We start from the raw sequence: 23,807 nt of genomic DNA, 5'->3' as shown, positions 1-23,807 counted from the left end.
TTATGCGCTACGCCCGCGCCGCAGCCCCCATTTGAACGCGTGGTAGGTTGAAACCAGGCAGAAGCGCAACCAGACGCCCAGAATCACCCAGCCCCACAGCCATTTTGGATATTGCGCCCTGAAGAACTTTTGGTAGAACCGCACCATGCCACGATGCTTGTGCCATTCGACAAAGAACGGCCTATCCCGGCTACAGGTGCCGCGCCAGTGCATGACGCGCGCCTGAGGCACGAAGAGCACACGCCACTGTTGCAGCTTGAAGCGCATGCACCAATCCAGATCCTCGCAATGCAGGAAATAGCCTTCATCCCAAAGGCCCACCGGTTTGAGCGTCTCACGCTTGACCAGCATGCAAGCGCCGGAAATGGCTTCCACCGCAACCGGCGCGGTGGGCAATGGTTCGCGATGCAATAAGAAATCAGAACACAGAGAAGGGAATAACCAGTCCAGGCGCGATAGGCCAAACGCCCGTACGAACGCCCTCCTGGGCGTAGGAAATACGCGGCGCCCGCCCGGCTGTTCAGAGCCATCGGGATTGCATAGAAAGCCACCCACCATTCCCGTCGCGGGATCACTGTGCAGCGCGTCCATCATGTACCGCAATGAGCATGGCATCAGCACACAATCAGGGTTAAGGAACAACAATGCTCCGGCATCGGAAACACCCGCGCCGGTATTACACGCCGAGGCAAACCCCATATTCCGGGTATTTCTGACGATGCTCAAACGCCCGCTGGCAAGGAACGCATCCAGGAATGCCAGGCTCCCGTCGCTCGACGCGTTGTCCACGACAATCACCCGCAACGCGCCTTCCCTGAGCGCGGACGCCACGCACTCGCCGATCAGCTTGCCGGCGTTGTAGTTAACGACGATCACATCGCAATTATGGGTGAAGCTTGGCGGCATCAAAGCGAGCATCCCATGAGTGTTGCAGTGCGAATGCACGGGCCTCATCCGCATCACGCCCACACTGCAAGGCCGCTTTGGCCAACACGGTGATATCGCTGAGGGAATGACTGATAAAAATTCCGGGCAAGCCTGAACGACAGTGCATCTCGCCGAAGTCAGTCGAGATCACCGGCAAGGCCAGGGCGCGGTACTCGTAATATTTGATCGGATCGACTGATGCGGTGAGCACGTTCTTTTTGAACGGAATCAAGCCAACGTCAAACTCAGCCATCGCTCTCAATGCAGCCCCGTGATCACACGCAGGTAACACCACCACATTGTCCGGCAACTGCGCGCGCGAGGTGCCGAAGAGCGGCCCGATCAAACGAATCTCGTCGTTCGGCCGGCCCTCAGCCAAAGCGGCAACCCAGTCCCAGTCGAACCAGCCGGCCATCGTGCCGACGTAGCCAAAAATCTTCCTGGTCGATGACTTCGACGACCGTTTCACGGCAGAGGTCGCCGACAGATCAAGACCATTGGGCACCAGGCACACCTCATGGCGATAACGCCGCCACTGCGCATCGAGCCCGGAACTCGACGCCCAGATCACATCCACGCGCTGAGCGATCCGCTGTTCGCATCGCGCCAAGGCGTCCCGGGAAAGGCCGGTGTAAAAAGCCGGGAAGTCATCCATGGCGTCGTACACCGACGAACAGTGATGAAGACGCTGCAGCAGCAAGTGCGCCAGAACAGACGGTTTGCCGACGACCAGCCAGGCTGGGGAGCCGTCGACGAATTCATCGATCCGGCTCAATGCCTGCCGCCAGAAAAACCGATTCACCCAACCTGAGCCCGGTAGAGGCTCTATGGGTAACCCGCCAGGTTTGATCACCGTTAGCCATGGCGGCGTGGCGCTCGACGCGGCCGTCACCGGGGAAACTCGCAGGCGCGTGAGATCGCTCCACCTGGGAAAGCGCGTGGGGTAAGGGTCAACCCATAGCACCGACGCGCCTGTACGGCGGCGGAACCAATCGACAAACTTATGCGGGCGCTGGGCAAAGCTGTGCCAGGGTAACGGCGATAGAAATACCAAGCGCGTCACGAAAAGTGCTCACGCAAGACCGTCACGATACGCCCCGCGGCCTGCCCATCGCCGTAGGGCGACACGCCCCGCGCCATGAGCCGGTAGGCTGGTTCATCGTCAAGCAGGCGCTGCGCCTCCTTGACGATGCTCTCAGCCTCCACGCCAACCAGCTTTACACTGCCCTGCTCGACCGCCTCCGGCCGCTCGGTTTCATCACGCATGACCAGCACAGGCTTACCCAGCGCCGGGGCCTCCTCCTGTATGCCGCCAGAGTCGGTCAGGATGAAATACGCAACGTTCATCGCGGCAATAAAAGCCGCGTAATCCAACGGCGCGCACAGCGTGAAGTTCGACAGCCCGGCCAGGCAAGCCTGGGCGACATCCTTGATGTTGGGATTCGGATGCACGGGATAAAGAAACTGAACCTCGGGGTTGTTCTCGGCCAAGGTTCGTAGCGCCAGGCAAATGTTGCGAAACGGTTCGCCAAAATGCTCTCGGCGATGGGCCGTCACCAACACTAGGCGCTTGCTCGGATCACGATCAGGGTCGGGCGCTATCTCACGGGCCGCTGTCGCGAGTAGCGCATCAATCACCGTATTGCCCGTCACGAAAATATCCGCGCTGGATACGCCCTCCCTCAACAGGTTTTGTCGGGCGCTTTGCGTCGACGCAAAGTGCCAGCGGGCTAATTTACCGGTAATGACCCGGTTGGCCTCCTCGGGGAAAGGATGGTGGGTATCCCAGGTGCGCAGGCCGGCTTCAATATGGCCAACCGGTACACGTCGATAAAAACACGCCAAGGCACACGCCATCGCCGAAGTGGTATCGCCTTGCACCAGAACGGCATCGGGCTGCTCCGTGAGCAGGACGGCATCCAGGTCCAGCAATAACTGAGCCGTCAGGCTGGCGAGGGTTTGACTGGGCCGCATGATATCCAAGTCGATATCCGGCTCTATTCCGAAATACACCAGGATCTGATCCAGCAGATGGCGATGTTGTGCCGTTGCGACGACACGCACATCCACCCAGCGCTCTTTTTTCAGGGCCAAAATGACCGGCGCCATTTTGATTGCTTCAGGACGCGTCCCTACGACGCAAAGGATCTTCTTTACAGACACATCGAACCTATCTCCCTGTCCAGAAAGTGGCTGAAGGACTACCGGGGTTAGCACCCCAGATACACTCCAGCCGTTTTGCGCGCACATTCCGTTGTATTTTTCGATGCTGCCGATTTGCGCTCGGTCTTTGGGCACGGCCCGTTGACCAGCACCGTCATCGGAGCATAGACACAGACTTGGCTTTCTGCACGGCAGAGCGACTATCGACTGCGTGCGGCCCTCCTCTTGCGCTGAAAGATAGCCAAAGGCAGAAGCCGTTGCGCCCCCAGTACAAAATCTTCACTCGGTTGCGAGGCTTGTTGAGGAACACGAAAAGCACCGGGTCAAACACCGCGACCTTGATGTCCCGTTCGACCAGAGCGGCGAGGCCGTCGATGGATTTTCGGAAGTCGATGGGCTTGGGGTAGAGATAGACTTTTTCGACTTTTGCGTCGGGACGCATCATGAGGTGCTGGCTCCGGAAAGGAATAGGGAGCACAGCATCGGGGATCAGGTGGTGACTTTGAATGCGGGATATATGGAGCGCATATCGTCTTTATGCAGGCCACGCTGTGCGCTTTGATCACCCCGGAAAAATCCAGGGCAAAAAAAAGCCTGCATCGCTGCAGGCTTTTCCCTATCTGGCTCCACGACCTGGACTCGAACCAGGGACCCAATGATTAACAGTCATTTGCTCTACCAACTGAGCTATCGCGGAATGCGCCGTATGTTACTGATTGAAAAGGAGAAGTCAAGCGTTCTCTGGCATTGGAGGCGATTACACCGGATGGCCGGTCACAGCCTGATGCTCCCTGGCCAATTCCAGCCAGGCCCGGGCCGCCGGTGGCAAGTGGGCGCTGGCGCGCCAGGCCAGGGCGATGTGCCAGTCGGTGTCGGGTTCGTCCAAGGGGATCAAGGCAATGCCGGCGTGTTGATGTTTGTACGCCAGCATGCGCGGCAGGAAGGCGACGCCCAGGCCGGCCGCGACCAGGTCGACGATGAAGTCGATCTGGCCGCTGCGCGCCGTCACGCGGGGTGCCACGCCTTTGCGTTCGCAGGCGGCGAGGATCTTGGCGTTCAGGGCGAAACCGGCTTCAAAGAGGATGAAGGGCGAATCCGCCAAGTCAGTGAAGTCGATGCGTGTGCGCCGTGCCAGGGGATGACTGATGGGCAGCACAGCCATCAGCGGCTCATTGCGTACGGGCTGGTAGTCGAAGTCTTCGTCCACCGGCAGTAGCAAGGCCGCCAGGTCGACCTCCCCGGCTTCCAGGCATTCGCGCAGTTTCTTGCTGCCGTATTCGGTGAGTTCGATGTCGATGTCCGGGTAGCGGCTGCGGTAGGTGGCGAACATCGTCGCAAACAGTACACCGCAACCTACCGGTGGCAAGCCGATGCGCAGCACGCCGCGCTTGAGGCCGCACAGGTCGTTGATCTCGGCGACCAGGTCGTTGCGTTCGGAGAGCAGGATCAGGGCGCGGCGGTAGGCGATTTCGCCGGCGGCGGTGAGTTCGTTCCTGTGGCCTAGACGATTGAGCAACGGCGCGCCGAGTTCTTCCTCCAGGGTCTTGACCGCCTTGCTCACGCTGGACTGGGTCAAGGACACCACCTCTGCCGCCTGGGAAAAACCACCCTGGCGTACCACTTCGACGAAGACCCGCAAGGTTCTGAGGTTCATCAGTATTCCTTCAGCGACTGGATGCTAGCGATAAAAGTTGTTTTTATCATGCCAGAGATTGGCTTATGGTGGAGGCACCTTGCCCTGTGGAGCCTCCCTGCATGATCATTTCGTCCGCTTCCGACTACCGCGCAGCCGCCAAACGCAAGCTGCCGCGCTTCCTGTTCGACTACATCGACGGCGGCGCCTACGCCGAACACACGATGCGCGCGAACAGTTCGGACCTGGCCGAAATCAGCCTGCGCCAGCGTATCCTGCGCAATGTCGACAACCTGAGCCTGAAAACCAGCGTGTTCGGCCAGGAATTGGCCATGCCGGTGATCCTCAGCCCGGTAGGCCTGACCGGTATGTATGCGCGACGCGGTGAGGTGCAGGCGGCCAAGGCGGCGGCCAACAAGGGCATCCCGTTCTGCTTGTCGACGGTGTCGGTGTGTTCGATCGAAGAAGTGGCGTCGCAAAGCCCGCAGTCGATCTGGTTCCAGCTCTATGTGCTCAAGGACCGTGGTTTCATGCGCAACGCGCTGGAGCGGGCCCAGGCGGCCGGCGTCACCACGCTGGTGTTCACGGTGGACATGCCGACACCGGGCGCGCGCTACCGCGATGCTCACTCGGGTATGTCCGGGCCGTTCGCCGCGTCGCGGCGTATGCTGCAAGCCGTCACCAAACCGCAATGGGCCTTCGACGTGGGCCTGATGGGCCGCCCGCATGACCTGGGCAACATCTCCAAATACCTGGGCAAACCCACCCACCTGGAAGATTACATCGGCTGGCTGGCCAACAACTTCGACCCCTCCATCAGTTGGAAAGACCTGGAGTGGATTCGTGAGTTCTGGAAAGGCCCGATGATCATCAAAGGCATCCTCGACCCTCAGGATGCCAAGGACGCCGTGAGTTTCGGCGCCGATGGCATCGTGGTTTCCAACCATGGCGGCCGGCAGTTGGACGGCGTGCTGTCCACCGCCAAAGCGTTGCCTGCAATTGCCGAAGCGGTAGGCGACGACCTGACGGTGCTGGTGGACTCCGGCATCCGTTCCGGGCTGGATGTGGTGCGCATGCTCGCCCTGGGCGCCAAGGCGTGCCTGCTGGGCCGCGCAGCCGCCTATGCGCTGGCCGCCGATGGCCAGCACGGGGTGGAAAACCTGCTGGATATCTTCGCCAAGGAAATGCGTGTTGCCATGACGTTGACCGGTGTCACCACGATTGCCCAGATTGACCACACCACCCTGGTGCAGCCAAATAACTGACGCCATTCTTCAATGACTGTTTTCACTTTAAAAAACAGTCATTGATTTATAAGGAGTTTTATTAATTAAAAATAAATGGCATGAATCTCGCTCTGATTCTTTTCAAGCAGGTTAAGCGATGACAAGACGTGCGGCTGTGCCCAGGGGTTATAACCCATTGCAAAGCGGTTTAAACTGTTTCCTATGTTTTACGGAACTGAAGGAACAGTAAGACGCTTGGCACTCGCCACTCTCATCGAGCCTGTAAGACAGTTAAGAGCTTAGGGATGGTCTGAAGTAGCCATGTATTTCCCCGGCATACCACCTAGCGCAACTTTTAAACTCGCCAAATGATCAAAAAACAATCAATTCGACGAGTATTTCTTACGTTTTCGCCACCCGGACCCCACTCCGGTGGCCATTTCCCGCATTACAGGCGCACCTCTCCTGCATTCGTCAGTAAATGTCGGCGCGCCATCCACAGGTTCGACAGAGCGAACAGTGTCACCAGTTGCGCCGTGTTTTTGGCCAAGCCGCGAAAGCGCACCTTGGTGTAACCGAACTGGCGCTTGATTACCCGGAACGGATGCTCGACCTTGGCGCGCACCTGAGCCTTGGCCTTTTCAATCTTGCGCTTGGCTTTGTACAGCACGCTGCGCTTATCGAGTTTTTTGTAGGTGCTGCGGCGTGCCGCCACCTGCCAGATAACTTCACGTCCTTCATGCTCGGGCCGCTTTTCGACACCGGTGTAGCCTGCATCGGCGCAGACCACGTTTTCGTCGCCATGCAGCAATTTGTCCACCTGGGTGACATCCGCCACATTGGCCGCCGTGCCCACTACGCTGTGCACCAGACCCGATTCGTCATCGGCGCCGATGTGGGCCTTCATGCCAAAATAATACTGGTTTCCCTTCTTGGTCTGGTGCATTTCCGGGTCGCGCTTGCCGTCCTTGTTCTTGGTCGAACTGGGCGCATTGATCAGCGTTGCATCGACGATGGTGCCCTGGCGCAGCGACAGGCCGCGGTCGCCCAGATAGCCATTGATGACAGCGAGGATGCCGGCCGCCAGCTCGTGTTTCTCCAGCAAGCGGCGGAAGTTGAGAATGGTGGTTTCGTCGGGGATGCGCTCCAGGTTCAGCCCGGCAAACTGGCGCAGGATCGTGGTTTCGTACAGCGCTTCCTCCATCGCTGGATCGCTGTAGCCGAACCAGTTCTGCAGCAGATGCACACGCAGCATCGCCATCAACGGGTAGGCCGGACGGCCACCTTCACCCTTCGGATAATGTGGCTCGATCAAAGCAATCAAGCCCTTCCACGGCACCACCCGATCCATCTCGATCAGGAACAACTCCTTGCGGGTTTGCTTGCGCTTGCCAGCGTACTCGGCGTCGGCGAAGGTCATCTGCTTCATCGGGAAACTCGGTGGGTGGGGTCGCGGTATTTTGCCAAATCAGAAAGTCTTTTTCAGAGTTTCCTTAGGGGCCGACCGCTTATGAAAACACCCACCCAGACCAACGCAATTGACTTCGACAGTGCCAAATTGCAACGCCTGGGCTTCGGTCAGCCATCCCTCCTCCCGCGTCGCCCCACGACCATCTTTCAACTTCGCCAGCAACTGGGCATGCAATTGCAGACCAGCCTGGAACCGCAACACATCCTTGCCGTGTTCTTTCGTGAGATCCAACGCCTGGTGCCGCTGGATGCACTGCAGTATCGCCACGAAGGCAGCGACCTGCGCCTGGAGTTCGGCCACCGCGGCCACCATTCGGTGAGCTATAGCCTCAGCCATGAAGGTGAGCACCTGGGCGAGCTGATATTCCGCCGCAACCAGCGTTTGCTGGAAGAGGAGCTCGGCCAACTTGAATCCCTGCTGGCCGCCCTGCTCTACCCGATGCGCAACGCGCTGCTCTACCGCGCCGCCACCCGCAGCGCCCTGCGCGACCCACTGACCGATACCGGCAACCGCATTGCCATGGACCAGACCCTGCAACGGGAAATCGACATGGCGCGCCGGCACATGAGCCCCTTGTCCTTGCTGATGCTGGACATCGACCACTTCAAGAGCATCAACGACACCCACGGCCACGCGGCCGGCGATAACGTGCTTCGCGCGGTCGCCGGGGCGATCAAGGGCCAGTTGCGTAACGTGGACATGGTGTTTCGGTTTGGCGGGGAAGAATTTCTGATCCTGCTGTCCAACACCAGCCGGGATGCGGCGGCCACGGTCGGCGAACGCCTGCGCCATGCGGCACAGACTCAGGATTATCGGGCGGAGGGTACGCGGATCGAATTGACCGTAAGCCTGGGCTGCTCGACCCTGCTGGCCGCCGAGTCAGCAGAAAGCCTGCTGCGCCGGGCCGACAACGCCTTGTACGTGGCCAAGCGCGAAGGTCGCAACCGCTTGGCCATGGCGGGGTAAGCACCCCGCCACGCCCTTCACATCAGGCTTCGCTGGCGACGCGTGCCTGGCGCTCGCGCTGCACGACCGCCGGGTTTTTTTCTTTCTCCAGGCGCATGCAGCTTTCCAGGAACAGGTACATATAGTCGTAGCTCTTGCACACGGCCTGGCGCAGTTCTACCTGCAGCGCCTTGCTCGGGTTCATCCCGGCCAGGGTGCAGATGATCTCCAAGGCTTCCCAAGGGTGAGCGTCATCGTACTGGGCATGCATCTTCAGCCACTTCATCGCACGCTTGCGGTCTTCCTCGGGGAAGGCAGCAGCGTAAACGCCCGTGGAACACACCAGTGCGGACCATTCTCCGGTCGCGCCTTCGATCGCATAGTTGGTCGCGGCGACGGCCACGATCAGCGAATCGGCCGAGCTGGTGTGCCAGCACCAGTGGCTCAGTGCGTGCAGCTCCGGCGGTACGTTTTGCGCCTGCAGGTCTTCCAGGCTCACGCCGTGGGCTCCGGCCCAATTCACCCAATAGTCGGCGTGGTTGAGTTCCACGCGAATATTGCGCATCAGCCAGCGCCGGGCCATGTCTTCACCTGGATGGCGGGCAAATTTGGTTTTGGTGAGGTTCTGCGCCATGTACAAGGCAAACTGTTCAACGACGGGCCAGCCACCGATCAGGTATTGGCGCATGGTCTTGGCGCTGAGCGTGTTATCGCGCATGCGCTGGTACAGTTCGTGTTCGACAACGCGCCGCTTGCTCTCGCTACAGTCCTGGATCAGTTGTTGAGCCCAGGCGGGGTAACTTGAGGCTTCCATCAGCGGGCCGGTTCTGTTGAATGTGTCGATCACTGTGGAGCTCCTTTTTAAGTGTGATTTACAGACCAGCAAATGTTTCAGCGGAATGTGCCTGGCGCCTTGAATAACAGGGGCTGCGGCCGGGCAGGACGACACTGCAAGCTTTCAAAGGTAAACAATTGCGGTCGCTCAATCAGGTAGCCCTGAGCGTAATCCACACCAATCTCGAGTAACGCCTGTTCGATCTGCGGTGTCTCGACAAACTCTGCAATTGTGCGCTTACCCATGACGTGGCCGATGTGATTGATCACTTCAACCATTGCGCGATTAATCGGGTCGTCCAGCATATCCTTCACGAAACTTCCATCGATCTTCAGGAAGTCTACAGGTAAATGTTTAAGATAAGCGAATGAGGACATTCCGGCACAAAAGTCATCAAGGGAAAAATGGCAACCTAAAGCCTTGAGTTCATTAATAAAGCGAATTGCACTGCCCAAATTTGCAATCGCACTGGTTTCAGTAATTTCAAAACAGATCATCTCGGGAGGGATACTGTAAGTGCGGAATTTGTCGTGCAGGAAGCCGAGAAAGTCATCATCGCCAATGGTGATACCCGAGAGATTGATCGCACACATCGCCATCGGCCGCCCCGGACGTTCTTGCAGGCAACGGGCAATGATCCTGAATACGTTCTCCACCACCCAACGGTCCAGGGACGTCATCAACCCATAACGCTCGGCGGCCGGGATAAAACTGTCGGGCAGGATGATGCGACCAGCCTCGTCGTGCAGGCGCAGCAGGATTTCGATATGCCCGGTGTCGCCATCGACCGGCTTGAGGGGCGCGATTTCCTGGGAATACAGGCAGAACCGGTTCTCCTCCAGCGCCATGTGCAGGCGTTGCACCCAGGCCATTTCGCCAAAGCGCAGGGACAGTTCCGAGTCATCGGCATGGTACACCTGCACGCGGTTGCGGCCTTTTTCCTTGGCCATGTAGCACGCCATGTCGGCGGCGCGCAGCGAGGTTTCCAGGGTGGTCGGGCTGTTGGAGATATGCACCAGACCGATACTGACGGTGGTCATGAATGGCCGGCCCTTCCACACGAAATGCAGGCTTTGCACGGTATGGCGCAGGCTTTCGGCGATTTTTTCCGCCACCACCGGCGGGCAATTCTCCAGCAGAATGCCGAATTCATCGCCCCCCAGACGGGCCAGGGTGTCACCTTCGCGCAGGTCCGATTGCAGCAGCGCGCAGATATGCCGCAACAGCTCATCGCCCGCCGCATGGCCGCAGGTGTCGTTGACCAGTTTGAACTGGTCCAGGTCGAGGAACATCAATGCATGCCGGCCGGTGTGCGCGTATCCCGCCGGATGCAGCACCTGCTCCAGGCGGAACTCGAATTCGCGGCGGTTGGCCAGACCGGTCAAGGCGTCGTGGGTCGCCTGCCATGACAGGTTGGCGATGTATTGGCGCTCCTGGGTCATGTCGTGCAACACCAGCACCGCCCCCGTGACCTTGCCGGCGCTGCGAATCGGCGCACCCACCAGGGTGACCGAGACCGTACTGCCGTCCAGGCGCTGGATGGTTTTCGAGTGCTCGCTGCCGCCGCTGAGCTGGCCTTTGACGATGTGCTCGATCAACGTAAAACCATCGGACGGCGCATCGTCGTCCAGCAGGTTGAACAGTGCCGCCAGGGGCAGCCCCTGTGCCCGGGACGAATGCCAATGGGTCAGCGCCTCGGCCGCCGGGTTCATGTAGGTGATGGCACCGTCGACGTTGGTGGTGATCACCCCATCGCCAATCGACTCCAGCGTGATCTGCGCCCGCTCTTTTTCTTCCTGCAAGGCATCGGCGAAAGCATGGCGCTGGGTCAACAGCTTATGGGTGCGCAACAGCGCGAGCACGATCAGACCCAGGGCGGTCGCCAGGTTGGTGATCAACAGCAGCCGCAGGATCACGCGTGAACCTTCGCCCAAGGCATCGCTGAACGCTTTGGCGGCGGGGGTCACCCCCTCGTTGATTGCGGTGATATCGGCCTTCCATTGGTGCACATCGTCCGCGCTGAGCTGGCCATGGGTAATCGCACGGTGCATCTCCTGGGCCAGACTATCGAGTTGAACCAGGAAGCCATCGCCCACGGTCCATAGCTCGATGGCTTTTTCCAGGTAGCTGAAATGGCGAAAATTGAGGTACAGCCAGATCACACTGGAAACGTCATCCGGATGGTTGCCGCCCTTGAGGATACCCAGGCGCGCCGCGTCGAGATCAGGGACAGGACGGTCCAGCGCAATGCGCAGTTCGTGTCCGCCCTGAGGCACGGCAATGGCCTGTTGGTATTTGAGGTAGGTGGCTTCGTTGCGATTATCGGCGTAAAGCGTGAGGTAATAGATGGCGTCTTTCTGGCCCTTGGACCATAGGCTCTCGCCCGCCACATAACCGCGCACCGCTGAAAGCACGTAAAGACTGATGCAGCCCAACAATGCCTGGAACAGCACCACAGCGATAAATGGCCACACAATGCCCAACAGCCGTGGCGTTCCGAAAGTCCGCTTTTGCTTCATGAAATCCCTTGCACATGCACTGCTGGATACGCACGCGAAAATACGCTTTCGATAGCTCAGCCTAGGCTAATTCAACGAACTTGTTGTAAGTGTCCGTACAGCTTGGCGTACAGACCACCCTCGGCAATCAATTGCTGGTGGTCGCCATCCTCAGCGATATGACCACCGTCGAACACTAATACTCGATCCGCTTGTTTAACCGCTGACAGGCGGTGGGCGATGATGAGTGTAGTACGGCCACTGAGGAAGCGCGCCAGTGCCTGGTGCAAGTTGTACTCGGTGGCAGCATCCAGCGCGGAGGTCGCCTCATCGAGAATCACCACCTTCGGCTCGGCCAGGACCATACGCGCAATCGCCAGGCGCTGTCGCTGCCCGCCGGAAAAACGCACCCCAGAACGCCCCACCACACTGTCAAGCCCCAGGGGCAGTGCCTTGACGGTAGCATCCAGTTGGGCAATTGCCAGTGCCTGCCAGCAGGCCTGGTCGCTGCGGTTTCGGCCCATGGTCAGGTTGGCGCGCACGGTATCGTTGAACAGCGCCGGATGCTGCAGCACCACCGCGACATGCTCGCGGATGGTTTCCAGGCCGATCTCCTGTTGGGTGGCACGGCCGAACCGAATGCTGCCCGCCTGCGGCGTGTAGAGCCCGAGCAACAGTTGCACCAGGGTACTTTTGCCGCCGCCGCTGGCGCCGACGATCGCCACCTTTTCACCGGGGGCGATGACCAGGTTCAACTGGTCGAGCACCAGTTCTTCACCGTAGCCGAAATCAAGGCCGCGCACTTCGATGCCAACGGTCTCGTGCCCGGTGAACGGGTCTGCGCCGCCGGCGTACTGCGGTTCATCGGCACGGGCCAGCAATTCGTTGATGCGGGTCAGCGCGCCGCCCGCCGCATAGTAGGCGTATTGCAGGTTCAGCAACTGCTCCACCGGGCCGATCATGAACCACAGGTAACTGAACACGGCGAGCATCTGGCCGATGGACAGGTCGGAAAACAGCACGGTGAGCATCGCCGCCGCGCGGAAGATGTCGATCCCGAACTGGAACAGCAAACCGCTGGCCCGGCTGGAAGCGTCGGTTTTCCATTGGGAATGAATCGCGTAGTCGCGCACCTCCTGGGCGCGCTGGCCCAGGCGGCCGAGGAAAAAGCCCTGGCGGTTGCCGGCGCGCACTTCCTGGATGGCATCGAGGGTTTCGGTCAGGGCCTGGGTGAACCGTGAGGTGCTGTCGTTTTCCAGCTTCTTCAGGTGTTTGACGCGCTTGCCCAACTGCACCGTGGCGTAGATCACCAAGGGGTTGAACAGCAGAATCAGCAAGGCCAGTTGCCAATGCATCCACACCAGGATCGCCGACGTGCCGACCAGGGTGAGCATGGCCACCAAGAAGCGGCTGAGGGTTTCACCGACGAATTTGTCCAAGGTGTCCAGGTCGGTGACCAAGTGCGTGGTGACCGTGCCGCTGCCCAGGCTTTCGTACTCGCCCAGGGAGATACGCTTGAGGCGCTCGATCAAGCGTACGCGGATGCGGTACACGATGTCCTTGGCCAGCCGCGCAAACAGCCGCGCCTGCACCACGTTGAACACCAGGGCGCCGCAGCGCAGCAACAGCGTCACCAGCAACATCAGGCCGATGTAACCCGCCGCCTTCTGCCACCCCAGGGGCAAGGCGTGGTTCATCACCTTGAGCGCGGCATCGCCATGGCCCAGCAGCACCTCGTCCACCAGCAACGGCAACAGCAAAGGGATGGGGACGCTGCACAGGGTCGCCAGTACCGCGACGCTGTTGGCGATCCACAGGGATTTACGGTGCCGCAGGGCCAGGCGGCGAATTTCCGCCCAGGTCAGGCGGTCGATGCGTTTGGGTAGCGCTGGTGTATCAGGCCGGTCATGCACAGGTGGCTCGCTCCAACCAGCGGGCGAGCAGTGGCGAAAGCTCGGACAGCGGTTGGTAGCCGTTGGTCAACAGTGCCAACTGGCCGTTACGCTCGGCCAGCAACGTTGGGAAACCCGCAATACCCAGGTCCTGCACCCAGGTGAAATCCGCAGCGGTGGCGGCATGCTGCTCGACGCGATCGAACTCGCCGGCAAACTCGATGCGCGGTATGCCCGCCTCTTCCGCCAATTCCACCAGCACCTTGGCGAGGGTCACATCACGACCTTCGACATAGAACGCATGCTGGATCAGCCCCAACAGTTTCCATGCACAATCCGGTGCCAGGCTGCGCGCAGTGACGATGGCGCGGCACGCAGGCTCGGTGTCGTAGACAAAACCGTCGGGCAGCGCGCCCTCGTGCTTGAACGACTGGCCGGTGGCTTCGGTGACCGCCTGCCAGTGTTCAAGAATGTAGCGCCGGGTGGTCGGTTCCAACGCCGCGCCGCTGCCGGTGCGCAAACCGCCCACCACCAGGTGCAGATCCACGCCGGCCGCCTGGGCCTGCTTCACCAACGCCTCGGCCACCGGGGCAAAGCCCCAGCACCAGGAACACATCGGGTCCATCACGTAAAGCAGGCGCGCTGACATGGGTCAAGCCTCGGAGGATGTTTGCTTATAGTTGAAACCGATCGGGTGCGGCATGTTGCGGGCCTTGGCCAGTTCGATCTGCTTTTGCCGGTCGATCGCACTGCGACGGGTTTTCTCCGGCAGCTTATCCCAGCAGTGGGGGCAACTGATGCCGGCCACATAGTGCTCGGACGCGCGGTCTTCGACGCTCACCGGTGTACGGCAGGCATGACATTGATCGTAGTCGCCTTCGCTCAAGTCGTGGCGCACGGTCACGCGATTGTCGAATACAAAACAGTCGCCCTGCCACTTGGTCTCTTCCTGCGGCACCTCTTCGAGGTACTTCAGGATGCCGCCCTTGAGGTGGTAGACCTCATCGAAGCCTTCGCTGAGCATGTAGCTGGAGGCCTTTTCGCAACGAATGCCGCCGGTGCAGAACATGGCGACTTTCTTGTGCTTGGCCGGGTCGAAGTTGGCTTTGATGTAGTCGGGAAATTCGCGAAAACTGGTGGTTTTCGGGTCGATCGCGCCTTCAAAGGTGCCGATGGACACTTCGTAGTCGTTGCGGGTGTCGATCAACAGCACTTCCGGGTCGCTGATCAGCGCGTTCCAGTCCTGCGGTTCGACGTAGGTGCCGACTTTTTTGTTCGGGTCGACGCCTTCGACGCCCAGGGTCACGATCTCTTTCTTGAGCTTGACCTTGGTGCGATAGAACGGCTGCTCGTCGCAGTACGACTCTTTGTGGTCGATGTCGACCATGCGCGGGTCGTTCTTGAGCCAGGCCATCAGGCCGTCGATGCCTTCGCGGCTGCCGGAAACGGTGCCGTTGATGCCTTCTTTGGCGATCAGCAAAGTGCCTTTGATGCCGTTGTCGACCATCGCCTGCAGCAAGGGCTCGCGCAGGGCGACGTAATCTTCGAGGGTGACGAACTTATACAGTGCCGCCACGACGATCGGTTGAGTCATGGGTGTTCTCTCCAGGTGGCTACCCTCGTAAGGGGTGAACCGGATGCAAAAAAAACGCGCCGGCTGAGCGGCGCGTTGCGGATTCTAGCAAATGCAGGGGGTCAGAAGCACCCGCTCATCAACTGTGACCGCCGGCGCAGGTCGGCGAGGCCGGGGCTGCGTCGATTTGTGCCCATTCCTCAGGCGTGTAGGTATGCAGCGCCAGCGCATGAAACTCGCTCATCAGGTCACCCAGGGTGGCGTAGACCTTCTGGTGGCGCTTGACGCGGTTAAGCCCCTCGAACTGCTGGCTGACCAGCACGGCCTTGAAGTGGGTCTGCAACCCGCGGCTGTGCATATGGCTTTCGTCCAGCACGCTCAAGTGATCCGCGCCCAGGGCGGCGAGCGCCGTTTCGATACGCTGTTGCATGGTCATTCCTGCTTACTTCTTCTTGGCCGGTGCGGCGGCTTTCGGCGTCAGCTCGTTGGTCATGTCTTCCAACAGCTTGTTCACCACCGGAACGGCGCTTTCCAGCTTGGCCTGGGTCATCTGGGCCGATTGCTGGGTCAGTTGCGGCATTTTTTCCAGGACTTTCTTGCCCAGTGGCGACTGGTAGAAAGCAACCAGGTCCTTGAGCTCGGATTCGCTGAAGTTGCTGGTGTAGAGCTTGACCATGTCCGGTTTCAGCTTGGGCCAGCCGATAGCCTGGTCGAGGGCGGCGTTGGCTTTGGCCTGGTAGCTGTCCAGTACGGACTGCTTGGCGGCAGGCGCCTTGGTCTGTTCGAAGCGTTGGGCGAACATTTGCTGCACTTGCATGTACACCGGGGTCCCCAGCTTGTCAGCGTGGGCCAGGGTAAGGAAGGCTTCGGCACTGGCGTTGTGGCTGGCGGTATCGGCAAAAACCTGGCCGCTGGCGCAAACCAGAGCAACCGCGGTACAGATGGCACGAAGACGAGTCATCGAGTTTCCTTTTCTAGCAGGCGAGGTAAGACCCCAAGGGCGCCCATTCTGCGCCTAAAAAACCTTGCGGCTCAACCCCGGCCCTTGTCGGACGTGGATTGGCGGTGAATGAATCCGATGAAAAGTCTTTTAGGGAACCCCATAGGCTCATCAAGGCCTAAACTGCGCAAACGAACCTGAAGGAGAGTGCCCGATGAGCCGTATCGAAACCGACAGCCTGGGGGAAGTCGCCGTCCCGGATGACGCCTACTGGGGCGCCCAGACCCAACGTTCGCTGGTGAATTTCGCCATTGGCGAGCAGCGCATGCCCCTGGCGGTGTTGCATGCCCTGGCCCTGGTCAAGAAGGCTGCCGCACGGGTCAACAACCGCAACGGCGACCTGCCCGCCGACATTGCGCGCCTGATCGAACAGGCCGCCGACGAAGTGCTCGACGGCCAGCATGACGACCAGTTCCCCCTGGTGGTCTGGCAAACCGGCAGCGGCACCCAGAGCAACATGAACGCCAACGAAGTGATCGCCGGCCGCGCCAACGAACTGTCGGGCAAGCCCCGTGGCGGCAAGAGCCCGGTGCATCCCAACGATCACGTCAACCGCTCCCAGAGTTCCAACGACTGCTTCCCCACGGCCATGAGCATCGCGACCGTGCAGGCGGTGCACCAGCAACTGCTGCCGGCGCTCGCCACCCTTTCCGGCGGCCTGGCGGAATTGGCCGCGCGGCACATGAAACTGGTGAAGACCGGTCGCACCCATATGATGGACGCCACGCCCATCACCTTCGGCCAGGAACTGTCGGCGTTCATCGCCCAGCTCGATTACGCCGAACGCGCAATTCGCAGCGCCCTGCCCGCCGTGTGCGAGTTGGCCCAGGGCGGCACCGCCGTCGGCACCGGGCTCAATGCGCCCCACGGCTTTGGCGAGGCGATTGCCGCCGAACTGGCCGCCCTCTCCGGCCTGCCCTTCGTGACGGCGCCGAACAAATTCGCCGCGCTTTCCGGCCATGAGCCACTGGTGACCCTGCACGGCGCGCTGAAGACCCTGGCCGTGGCCCTGATGAAAATCGCCAACGACCTGCGCCTCCTGGGTTCGGGCCCGCGCGCCGGGCTGGCCGAGGTGAAACTGCCGGCCAACGAGCCCGGCAGTTCGATCATGCCGGGCAAGGTCAACCCGACCCAGTGCGAAGCGCTGTCGATGCTGGCCTGCCAGGTCATGGGCAATGACGTGACCATCGGCATCGCCGCCAGCCAGGGGCATTTGCAGTTGAACGTGTACAAGCCGGTGATCATCCACAACCTGCTGGAGTCGATCCGCCTGCTCGCCGATGGCTGCAACAACTTCCAGGAACACTGTGTCGCCGGCCTCGAGCCTGACCCGGTGCAAATGGCCGAGCACCTGGAACGCGGGCTGATGCTGGTGACCGCCCTCAACCCACACATCGGCTATGACAAGTCTGCGCAAATCGCCAAGAAGGCCTATGCCGAAGGGCTGACGCTACGGGAAGCGGCGCTGGAGCTGGGCTACCTCACCGACGCCGAGTTCGACCAGTGGGTCCGCCCGGAAAACATGCTGGGCACTTAAGACGCCATGCGCAGCCGCCGGGCCTTGAGCCCGGCGAGCAACGACGGCGCCAGCGCCACGGCCGCCGACCCCAGCACCACCAGCAGCGCGCCGACATACCCCAGGGCGTTGATCTCCTCGGCCTGCACATAGTCCGGCCACCACCACGCCGCCAACGCCACCGCGACAAACGTCACCAACGGCGTGAGCGCCAGGGTCGCACTGACCCGCGAGGCTTCCCAATGGGCCAGGGCTTCGGCAAATGCGCCGTAGGCCACCAGGGTGTTCATGCAGCACGCCAGCAGCAGCCAGCCTTGCAGCGGGCTCAGTTGCAGGGCCTCCAGCGGATGTGCCCAGGGCGTCAGCAACACGGCGCACGACAGGTAGATCACCATCATCACCTGCAGCGAGTTCCATACGGTCAGCAACTGCTTCTGGCCCAGGGCATAAAACACCCAGATCGACGTGGCCAGCAGGACCGTCAGCACGCCAGCGGTATAAGCACCCAACGAGGTCAGCAGCTCCGCCAGGCGCTGGTTGAAGAACAGACCGAAGCCCGCGATCAACACCACCAAGCCCAGCACTTGGCCGCGGCTGAAGCGTTCCTTGAACACGAACACGCTGGCGATCATCAAAAAGATCGGCCCCATCTGCACCACCAACTGGGCGGTGCCGGGGCTGAGCAGCTTCAGGCCGACCAGGTACAACACGTAGTTGCCCACCAGACCGCACACGGCCATGCCCACCAGCCAGCCGCCCTTGGGGCCGAGCACTTTAAGGCTGGGCAGGCGGCGGGTAGCCGAGAGGTACAGAAACAGGCAACCGCCGGCCACGATCAGGCGAAACCAGGTGACGGTGATGGGGTCCATCACCTGCAAGACCTGTTTGAGTTTGATCGGCAGAATGCCCCACAGCAGCGCGGTCAGCAGGGTCAGGAAGAAGCCGTAGACCCAGCGACCGGAAGAGATGTGCATGAGTGCCCCAGAAGCCAGAGGTGGAGGAGCGTGCATTCTAGGGTGAAGTCGCCGGATTGGGATATGCCGGCGTTCAATGGCAAAAGAGGGCTTGCTTCTGATCGCGGGGTGTCGGTGCCGCCGCCATCGGGAGCAAGCCCCCTCCCACCAGGGCTTAGCGTACGGCTTCGAAGAGTCCGGTCGCGCCCATGCCACCGCCCACGCACATGGTGACGATGCCGTAGCGCAGATTGCGCCGTTGCAACTCGCGCACCAGGTGCCCCACTTGCCGCGAACCGGTCATGCCAAACGGGTGGCCGATGGAGATCGAGCCACCGTTGACGTTGTACCGGGCGTTGTCGATTTCCAGACGATCGCGTGCATACAGGCACTGCGACGCGAACGCCTCGTTGAGTTCCCACAGGTCGATGTCCGCCACCTGCAAGCCCTTCGCCTTGAGCAACTTGGGCACCGAGAACACCGGGCCGATGCCCATCTCGTCGGGCTCGCAACCGGCCACGGTGAAACCACGGAAAAACGCCTTGGGCTTGAGCCCCAACGCCAGGGCTTTCTCCAGGCTCATCACCAGGGTCATCGAGGCGCCATCGGAGAGCTGCGACGAATTGCCCGCCGTCACCGAGCCATCCTCGGCGAACACCGGCTTCAACCCGGCCAGGCTGGCCAGGGTGGTGTCGGGACGGTTGCAGTCATCGCGGTCGACCACGCCGTCGAGGATCTGCACCGCGCCGGTGTGCTTGTCCTCGACCCGGTACTTGACCGCCATCGCCACGATTTCATCGTCGAACACGCCGTCCGCCTGAGCCTGGGCCGTGCGCTGCTGGCTTTGCAGGGCGTAGAGGTCCTGGTCTTCACGGCTGACGTTGTAGCGACGGGCGACGATTTCGGCGGTCTGGCCCATGGGGAAATAAATGCCCGGCACCTGCTCCTTGAGCAGCGGGTTGATCAGGTTGTCGGTGTTGACGCTTTTCATGGTCAGGCTGATGGACTCGACACCGCCGGCGACGATGATGTCGCTGCAACCCGAGGCGATCTGGTTGGCCGCAATTGCAATCGCCTGCAAGCCCGACGAGCAGAACCGGTTGAGGGTCATGCCGGCCGTGCCGGTCCCCAATTGCGACAGCACCGCCACATTGCGCCCGATGTTGTAGCCCTGGGCGCCTTCGTTGGAGCCGGCGCCGACGATACAGTCCTCCACCGTGGCCGGGTCGATGCCATTGCGGGCCAGCAGCGCGTTGACGCAATGGGCCGCCATGTCATCCGGGCGGGTCTGGTTGAACTTGCCGCGAAAGGACTTGGCCAGGCCGGTTCGCACGCTGTCGACGATCACTACTTCACGCATGGGCTACCTCGATCTTGTCGTTGTGGGGAGAAGGCCCGAGGATAAATCCAGGCCTGCCCGACGGCGACGATCATTCACCTGGCGTATGCGAAAGCATGGGGGTGGTTGTGGCAAAAGGGCTCACCACACCATGAGCCCATCGGCCACGACTGCGCAGTGGCTATTTCTTTTTAGCCTGCTTGTCGGACTTGGCGAACGCTTCCTCCAAGGCCAGGTTGATCGTGCGCAGCACCTTGACCCGCGCCCAGCGCTTGTCGTTGGCTTCGACCAGGGTCCAGGGCGATACCTCGGTGCTGGTGCGGTCGACCATGTCGCCCACGGCCGTGCGGTAGCTGTCCCACTTTTCTCGGTTGCGCCAGTCGTCTTCGGTGATCTTGAAGCGTTTGAACGGGATCGCCTCGCGGGCCTGGAAGCGCTCCAGTTGGGTCTGCTTGTCGATGGACAGCCAGAACTTGACCACGATCACACCCGCATCACGCAGTTGCTCTTCAAAGTCGTTGATCTCGCCGTAAGCGCGCATCCAGTCGGTCGGGGTGCAGAAACCTTCGATGCGTTCCACCAGCACGCGGCCGTACCATGAGCGGTCGAACACGGTGAACATGCCCCGCGCCGGAATCTTCTGCCAGAACCGCCACAGGTAGGGTTGGGCACGTTCGTCTTCACTCGGCGCGGCAATCGGCACGATGTGGTACTGGCGCGGATCGAGCGCCGCCGCCACCCGTCGAATCGCCCCGCCCTTGCCCGCCGCGTCATTGCCTTCGAACACGGTCACCAGCGCGTGCCTGCGCATGCGTTTGTCGCGCATCAGGCCCGACAAGCGTGCCTGTTCGGTGATCAGTTGTTCTTCATAGTCTTCCTTGTCCAATTGCAAGGTCATGTCGAGGCTGTCGAGCAGGCTCTTCTGGTCCACCGACGCCAGCAACGGCGCAGGATTCATGCCGCTGGACTTGGCCTTGGGCAGTTTCAAGGCATTTTGCATGCCGTCGAGCAGGATCTTGCCCACGGTGAGGCTACGGTAATTGCTATCGACCCCTTCGATCACGTACCACGGCGCGTAGTCGCGGCTGGTGCGACGCAAGATGCGCTCGCCATACTTGACGAACTTGTCGTACGTGGCCGACTGCTGCCAATCCAGCGCGCTGATGCGCCAACTGTGCAGCGGGTCGTCGGCCAGCGCCTTGAGCCGTGCCTTCATCTGCTTTTTGGACAGGTGAAACCAGAACTTGAAGATCAACGCACCTTCGTCGCAGAACATCTTCTCCAGGCGCTCGGCACCGGCGATCGCCTGGTCGAGCCGCGCATCCTTGATCTCCCCATGCACCCGGCCCTGCAGCATCTGGCTGTACCAGTTACCAAAAAACACGCCCATGCGCCCTTTGGACGGCAGGTGGCGCCAGTAGCGCCAGGCGGGTGGACGGGCGAGTTCTTCGTCGGTCTGCTGGTCGAAGGTGCGCACCTCGATCAGACGCGGGTCCATCCACTCATTGAGCAGCTTGACCGTCTCGCCCTTGCCGGCGCCTTCGACGCCGTTGATCAGGATGATCACCGGAAAACGCTTTTGCTGTTGCAGCTCGTACTGCACCTCCAACAAGGCTTCCCGCAGGGCCGGCACTTCGGCGTCGTAGGTTTCTTTGTCGATGGCATGACCGATTTCAGCAGATTCGAACATTGGCGGCTCCGTTCCAGAATGGAGCAAGACTAGCGGATTGAGGCGCGGGGCGTGCCAGGAAATTTCAACTCGACTTGCCATGGGTCAATGACAGGTCTGTTGATCGGCTAGAATGGCCGCCTTGCCTTTGTCGAGTTGCCCATGAACCCCGAACTGCCAAACGCCCAGCTCGACTGGGACGACCAGGGACGCCCCCACTCGCGGGTGTTCAACGACGTGTATTTCTCCGACCTGTCGGGCCTGGACGAAACCCGCTACGTGTTCCTGGAGCAAAACCGCCTGGCCGAACGTTTCGCCGCCCTGGCGCCGGGCGAGCGGCTGGTGATCGGCGAGACGGGCTTCGGCACCGGGTTGAATTTTCTCTGCGCCTGGCAGTTGTTCGAGCAGCACGCCTGCGCCGATGCGCGCCTGCATTTCATCAGCGTCGAAAAGTACCCCCTGAGCCATGCCGACCTGCAACGCGCGCTCGCGCTCTGGCCGTCGCTCGAACCGTTCGCCGCGCCCCTGCTGACGCAGTACGTCGCCATCCATCAGGGCTTTCAGCGGCTGGTGCTGGATACTGGCCGAGTCACCCTGACGCTGTTGATCGGCGATGTCATGGAACAGTTGCCGCAGCTTGACGCCCAGGTCGATGCCTGGTTCCTCGACGGCTTCGCCCCAGCAAAAAACCCTGACATGTGGACCGCCGAGCTGTTTGCCGAACTGGCACGGCTGGCAGCGCCCGGTTCGACCCTCAGCACGTTCACCAGTACCGGCTGGGTGCGCCGCTTGCTCAATGCCGCCGGTTTCAAGATGAAACGCACGCCAGGCATCGGCCACAAATGGGAAATCCTGCGTGGCGAATACCTCGGATGGCCGGCCGAAACACCGCCACCGCCCGCCGCCAAGCCCTGGTTCGCCCGCCCGCCGGTGCACCACGGCGAGCGCCGGGCCCTGGTGGTCGGCGGCGGGTTGGCCGGTTGCGCCAGCGCCGCCAGCCTGGCGGCACGGGGCTGGCAGGTCAGCCTGCTGGAGCGGCGCGAGGGGCTCGCCGAAGAAGCGTCCGGCAACCCCCAGGGCGTGCTGTACCTCAAGCTGTCGGCCCACGGCACGGCCTTGTCGCAGATGATCGTCAGCGGCTTCGGCCACACCCGGCGCCAGCTCGAACACCTGCAACGCGGTGTCGACTGGGACGGCTGTGGCGTCCTGCAACTGGCCTTCAACGCCAAGGAAGCCGAACGCCAGGTGCAACTGGCCGAGGCATTCGCGCCGGACCTGCTGCACCTGTTGGACAAGGATCAGGCCCAGTCGCGCGCCGGCGTGGCGCTGGACCATGGCGGGCTGTTTTTCCCCGAAGGCGGTTGGGTTCACCCACCCGCCCTGTGCCAATGGCTGGCCCGCCACCCTGGGGTTCAAGTCCTTACCCATCGCGACGTACTGGAACTGCGCAAAGTCGACGACCAATGGCAAGCCTGGGACGGTGAAACATGGCTGGCCAGCGCCCCTGTGGTGGTGCTGGCCGGCGCCGCCGAGGTCAAGCGCTTTGCCGCCTGCGCCGAGCTGCCCCTCAAACGCATCCGTGGGCAGATCACCCGTTTGCCGCAGACGGCCGCCAGTGCTGCGCTGAGCACCGTGGTCTGCGCCGAAGGCTATGTCGCGCCGGCGCGCCTGGGCGAACACACCCTGGGGGCCAGTTTTGATTTCAAAAGCCAGGACCTGGCGCCCACCGCCGCCGAACACGCGGGCAACCTGGCGCTGTTGCAGGAAATCTCCACCGACCTTGCACACCGCCTGCACGCCGACACCCTGGCGCCTGAAACCCTCGAGGGGCGCGCGGCCTTCCGCTGCACCAGCCCCGACTACCTGCCGATTGTCGGGCCCTTGGCTGACCACCCGACCTTTGCCCAGGCCTACGACAGCCTGCGCAAAGACGCCCGCCATGTGCCGCAAGCGCCTTGCCCGTGGCTCGAAGGCGTGTACGTCAACAGTGGCCATGGTTCCCGTGGACTGATCACCGCACCGCTGTCCGGCGAACTGCTGGCCGCCTGGCTGGACAACGAACCCCTGCCCCTGCCCCGCAGCGTGGCCGAGGCCTGCCACCCCAACCGCTTCGCGGTGCGTGCGCTGATCCGCAGCAATGTGACAAAACCCGAGCGCTGACCGGACG

General features: G+C 61.3%; 20 protein-coding genes and 1 tRNA gene. 4 read left to right on the top strand and 17 right to left on the bottom strand.

Going from position 1 to position 23,807, the window contains the following annotated elements:
* From ACLH0J_RS13675 to ACLH0J_RS13650, 6 genes are all read right to left on the bottom strand, one after another.
* Positions 1 to 906, bottom strand: coding sequence for a glycosyltransferase family 2 protein (locus tag ACLH0J_RS13675; RefSeq protein WP_411392383.1), 906 nt, complete (start codon positions 904 to 906; stop codon positions 1 to 3).
* Positions 884 to 1,990 (bottom strand): glycosyl transferase, encoded by a 1,107-nt coding sequence (locus ACLH0J_RS13670; RefSeq protein WP_411392382.1) that lies wholly within the window; start codon positions 1,988 to 1,990, stop codon positions 884 to 886. The genes ACLH0J_RS13675 and ACLH0J_RS13670 overlap by 23 nt, the downstream gene beginning before the upstream one ends.
* Positions 1,987 to 3,090: a non-hydrolyzing UDP-N-acetylglucosamine 2-epimerase gene (gene wecB, locus ACLH0J_RS13665; RefSeq protein ID WP_411392381.1), complete on the bottom strand. Its 1,104-nt coding sequence runs from the start codon at positions 3,088 to 3,090 to the stop codon at positions 1,987 to 1,989. Before wecB ends, ACLH0J_RS13670 begins: the two co-directional genes overlap by 4 nt.
* A gap of 154 nt (positions 3,091 to 3,244) precedes the next feature.
* Complete coding sequence (gene tnpB / locus ACLH0J_RS13660; protein WP_411392380.1) at positions 3,245 to 3,535, bottom strand: IS66 family insertion sequence element accessory protein TnpB; 291 nt, start codon at positions 3,533 to 3,535, stop codon at positions 3,245 to 3,247.
* Between the two features lie 176 nt (positions 3,536 to 3,711).
* A tRNA-Asn gene (locus ACLH0J_RS13655) sits at positions 3,712 to 3,787 on the bottom strand.
* A 60-nt stretch (positions 3,788 to 3,847) separates the two neighbouring features.
* Positions 3,848 to 4,744, bottom strand: a complete 897-nt coding sequence (locus ACLH0J_RS13650) for a LysR family transcriptional regulator (RefSeq protein WP_411392379.1) — start codon at positions 4,742 to 4,744, stop codon at positions 3,848 to 3,850.
* A gap of 101 nt (positions 4,745 to 4,845) precedes the next feature.
* On the opposite strand from ACLH0J_RS13650, the gene lldD reads away from it, so the two are divergent.
* A complete protein-coding gene (gene lldD, locus ACLH0J_RS13645; protein ID WP_411392378.1) occupies positions 4,846 to 5,988 on the top strand; it encodes an FMN-dependent L-lactate dehydrogenase LldD in 1,143 nt (380 codons plus the stop codon).
* A gap of 409 nt (positions 5,989 to 6,397) precedes the next feature.
* Here the strand turns inward: lldD and ACLH0J_RS13640 are convergent, their stop codons facing one another.
* Positions 6,398 to 7,378 carry an IS5-like element IS1384 family transposase gene (locus ACLH0J_RS13640; protein WP_010466230.1) on the bottom strand — a complete coding sequence of 327 codons (981 nt, stop codon included), beginning with the start codon at positions 7,376 to 7,378 and terminating at the stop codon, positions 6,398 to 6,400.
* Between the two features lie 81 nt (positions 7,379 to 7,459).
* On the opposite strand from ACLH0J_RS13640, the gene ACLH0J_RS13635 reads away from it, so the two are divergent.
* The gene (locus ACLH0J_RS13635; protein ID WP_411392377.1) at positions 7,460 to 8,386 is read left to right on the top strand and encodes a GGDEF domain-containing protein; all 927 of its coding nucleotides are present in this window, start codon (positions 7,460 to 7,462) and stop codon (positions 8,384 to 8,386) included.
* A 22-nt stretch (positions 8,387 to 8,408) separates the two neighbouring features.
* Here ACLH0J_RS13635 and ACLH0J_RS13630 read toward each other — a convergent pair whose 3' ends face one another.
* The 7 genes from ACLH0J_RS13630 to ACLH0J_RS13600 all read right to left on the bottom strand — a co-directional run bounded on the left by ACLH0J_RS13630 (position 8,409) and on the right by ACLH0J_RS13600 (position 16,124).
* Positions 8,409 to 9,179, bottom strand: a complete 771-nt coding sequence (locus ACLH0J_RS13630; RefSeq protein ID WP_411392821.1) for a TenA family transcriptional regulator — start codon at positions 9,177 to 9,179, stop codon at positions 8,409 to 8,411.
* A 77-nt stretch (positions 9,180 to 9,256) separates the two neighbouring features.
* Positions 9,257 to 11,719 carry an EAL domain-containing protein gene (locus ACLH0J_RS13625; RefSeq protein WP_411392376.1) on the bottom strand — a complete coding sequence of 821 codons (2,463 nt, stop codon included), beginning with the start codon at positions 11,717 to 11,719 and terminating at the stop codon, positions 9,257 to 9,259.
* Between the two features lie 71 nt (positions 11,720 to 11,790).
* Complete coding sequence (locus ACLH0J_RS13620) at positions 11,791 to 13,611, bottom strand: ABC transporter ATP-binding protein (RefSeq protein WP_411392375.1); 1,821 nt, start codon at positions 13,609 to 13,611, stop codon at positions 11,791 to 11,793.
* Entirely contained in the window at positions 13,604 to 14,239 is a 636-nt protein-coding gene (locus tag ACLH0J_RS13615) for a DsbA family protein (protein WP_411392374.1), read from the bottom strand. Before ACLH0J_RS13615 ends, ACLH0J_RS13620 begins: the two co-directional genes overlap by 8 nt.
* A 3-nt stretch (positions 14,240 to 14,242) precedes the next feature.
* Positions 14,243 to 15,184, bottom strand: a complete 942-nt coding sequence (locus tag ACLH0J_RS13610) for a rhodanese-related sulfurtransferase (protein ID WP_411392373.1) — start codon at positions 15,182 to 15,184, stop codon at positions 14,243 to 14,245.
* Positions 15,185 to 15,302: 118 nt separating this feature from the next.
* The gene (locus ACLH0J_RS13605; RefSeq protein ID WP_411392372.1) at positions 15,303 to 15,599 is read right to left on the bottom strand and encodes a BolA family protein; all 297 of its coding nucleotides are present in this window, start codon (positions 15,597 to 15,599) and stop codon (positions 15,303 to 15,305) included.
* Positions 15,600 to 15,605: 6 nt separating this feature from the next.
* Entirely contained in the window at positions 15,606 to 16,124 is a 519-nt protein-coding gene (locus tag ACLH0J_RS13600) for a DUF2059 domain-containing protein (RefSeq protein WP_010567461.1), read from the bottom strand.
* 193 nt (positions 16,125 to 16,317) lie between these two features.
* On the opposite strand from ACLH0J_RS13600, the gene ACLH0J_RS13595 reads away from it, so the two are divergent.
* Positions 16,318 to 17,700, top strand: coding sequence for a class II fumarate hydratase (locus tag ACLH0J_RS13595; protein ID WP_411392371.1), 1,383 nt, complete (start codon positions 16,318 to 16,320; stop codon positions 17,698 to 17,700).
* On the opposite strand, the gene ACLH0J_RS13590 is transcribed toward ACLH0J_RS13595, so the two are convergent.
* The 3 genes from ACLH0J_RS13590 to pap all read right to left on the bottom strand — a co-directional run bounded on the left by ACLH0J_RS13590 (position 17,697) and on the right by pap (position 21,661).
* Positions 17,697 to 18,653, bottom strand: a complete 957-nt coding sequence (locus tag ACLH0J_RS13590; RefSeq protein WP_411392370.1) for a DMT family transporter — start codon at positions 18,651 to 18,653, stop codon at positions 17,697 to 17,699. The two genes, ACLH0J_RS13595 and ACLH0J_RS13590, sit on opposite strands and share 4 nt — an antisense overlap.
* Positions 18,654 to 18,807: 154 nt before the next feature.
* On the bottom strand, positions 18,808 to 19,992 hold the full coding sequence (locus ACLH0J_RS13585; protein WP_411392369.1) for a thiolase family protein: 1,185 nt from the start codon (positions 19,990 to 19,992) through the stop codon (positions 18,808 to 18,810).
* Positions 19,993 to 20,152: 160 nt separating this feature from the next.
* Entirely contained in the window at positions 20,153 to 21,661 is a 1,509-nt protein-coding gene (gene pap / locus ACLH0J_RS13580; protein WP_411392368.1) for a polyphosphate:AMP phosphotransferase, read from the bottom strand.
* Positions 21,662 to 21,802: 141 nt separating this feature from the next.
* Here pap and mnmC point away from each other — a divergent pair, with 141 nt between their 5' ends.
* Complete coding sequence (gene mnmC / locus ACLH0J_RS13575; protein ID WP_411392367.1) at positions 21,803 to 23,800, top strand: bifunctional tRNA (5-methylaminomethyl-2-thiouridine)(34)-methyltransferase MnmD/FAD-dependent 5-carboxymethylaminomethyl-2-thiouridine(34) oxidoreductase MnmC; 1,998 nt, start codon at positions 21,803 to 21,805, stop codon at positions 23,798 to 23,800.
* Positions 23,801 to 23,807: the final 7 nt, after the last annotated feature.

The organism is Pseudomonas sp. MPB23 (genome assembly GCF_046605395.1).
GTDB lineage: Bacteria > Pseudomonadota > Gammaproteobacteria > Pseudomonadales > Pseudomonadaceae > Aquipseudomonas.
The sequence above is the reverse complement of the archived record's forward strand: the minus strand, read 5'-3'. Positions and strand labels throughout refer to the sequence as shown.

Bases quoted from the DNA above. Each gene is read 5' to 3' on its own strand.
- pap (WP_411392368.1), bottom strand. From the start codon at position 21,661: ATGTTCGAATCTGCTGAAATCGGTCATGCCATCGACAAAGAAACCTAC.
- ACLH0J_RS13610 (WP_411392373.1), bottom strand. From the start codon at position 15,184: ATGACTCAACCGATCGTCGTGGCGGCACTGTATAAGTTCGTCACCCTC.
- ACLH0J_RS13635 (WP_411392377.1), top strand. From the start codon at position 7,460: ATGAAAACACCCACCCAGACCAACGCAATTGACTTCGACAGTGCCAAA.
- ACLH0J_RS13625 (WP_411392376.1), bottom strand. From the start codon at position 11,719: ATGAAGCAAAAGCGGACTTTCGGAACGCCACGGCTGTTGGGCATTGTG.
- lldD (WP_411392378.1), top strand. From the start codon at position 4,846: ATGATCATTTCGTCCGCTTCCGACTACCGCGCAGCCGCCAAACGCAAG.
- ACLH0J_RS13595 (WP_411392371.1), top strand. From the start codon at position 16,318: ATGAGCCGTATCGAAACCGACAGCCTGGGGGAAGTCGCCGTCCCGGAT.
- ACLH0J_RS13640 (WP_010466230.1), bottom strand. From the start codon at position 7,378: ATGAAGCAGATGACCTTCGCCGACGCCGAGTACGCTGGCAAGCGCAAG.
- mnmC (WP_411392367.1), top strand. From the start codon at position 21,803: ATGAACCCCGAACTGCCAAACGCCCAGCTCGACTGGGACGACCAGGGA.
- tnpB (WP_411392380.1), bottom strand. From the start codon at position 3,535: ATGATGCGTCCCGACGCAAAAGTCGAAAAAGTCTATCTCTACCCCAAG.
- ACLH0J_RS13650 (WP_411392379.1), bottom strand. From the start codon at position 4,744: ATGAACCTCAGAACCTTGCGGGTCTTCGTCGAAGTGGTACGCCAGGGT.
- ACLH0J_RS13605 (WP_411392372.1), bottom strand. From the start codon at position 15,599: ATGACCATGCAACAGCGTATCGAAACGGCGCTCGCCGCCCTGGGCGCG.
- ACLH0J_RS13585 (WP_411392369.1), bottom strand. From the start codon at position 19,992: ATGCGTGAAGTAGTGATCGTCGACAGCGTGCGAACCGGCCTGGCCAAG.
- ACLH0J_RS13600 (WP_010567461.1), bottom strand. From the start codon at position 16,124: ATGACTCGTCTTCGTGCCATCTGTACCGCGGTTGCTCTGGTTTGCGCC.
- ACLH0J_RS13615 (WP_411392374.1), bottom strand. From the start codon at position 14,239: ATGTCAGCGCGCCTGCTTTACGTGATGGACCCGATGTGTTCCTGGTGC.
- ACLH0J_RS13630 (WP_411392821.1), bottom strand. From the start codon at position 9,179: ATGGAAGCCTCAAGTTACCCCGCCTGGGCTCAACAACTGATCCAGGAC.
- ACLH0J_RS13590 (WP_411392370.1), bottom strand. From the start codon at position 18,653: ATGCACATCTCTTCCGGTCGCTGGGTCTACGGCTTCTTCCTGACCCTG.
- ACLH0J_RS13675 (WP_411392383.1), bottom strand. From the start codon at position 906: ATGCCGCCAAGCTTCACCCATAATTGCGATGTGATCGTCGTTAACTAC.